Below are 569 nucleotides of genomic sequence, written 5' to 3' on the forward strand. Positions count from 1 at the left end.
GCTGCGCGACTGGGCGGTCCATCATGGTGCGACGCTGGGCGCGCCGCGCTATGCCGCGACGGCCACGCTCGAGCTGTGGGCCCCCGAGGCCGAAGTCCCCCGGCTCGTCGACGATCTGGCCGCGGCATCCGCGGGTGCGATCGCGCCTGTCCTCGGTGTCGAGCGCATCGTCGACGTGCCCGCCTGACACCGACGGGCATCGGCGAAACCACAACGAACGACGGATATCCTGGATGCCGCGGTCGCGGAGGGAGAGCGATGTTCGACAGTCCGCTCTCGGCCTCGGCCTACGAGATCCTCGGGGTCGCCCCCTCCGTCGACGACGCCGAGCTGCGCCGCGCCTACCGTCTGCGGCTGCGCCAGACGCACCCGGACACCGGTGGCGACGCCGCGATCTTCATCCAGGTGCAGCGCGCGTGGGAGCTGGTCGGCACCGTCGAGAGCCGTGCCGCCTACGACCGCCGCTCAGGTGTGGCGTCAGCGGCGACACCCGACGCCGACACCGGGTGGAGCGGATGGCGGCCTCAGGCAGCGCGTACCGACACCCGTCCGCGCGCCCGCTCCTACGG

The 569-nt window shown here is 72.9% G+C and carries 1 protein-coding gene and 1 pseudogene; both read left to right on the forward strand.

The features are described from left to right. Window positions 1-187: pseudogene (locus KZA10_RS17200) on the forward strand (DUF1949 domain-containing protein); the annotation flags it as partial. A gap of 71 nt (window positions 188-258) precedes the next feature. Beyond that, the coding region (locus KZA10_RS17205; RefSeq protein WP_218683513.1) for a DnaJ domain-containing protein at window positions 259-569 on the forward strand (311 nt) is incomplete at its 3' end.

Origin of the sequence: Microbacterium sp. BF1, from assembly GCF_019279095.1 — a bacterium.
Taxonomy (GTDB): Bacteria; Actinomycetota; Actinomycetes; order Actinomycetales; family Microbacteriaceae; genus Microbacterium; species Microbacterium maritypicum.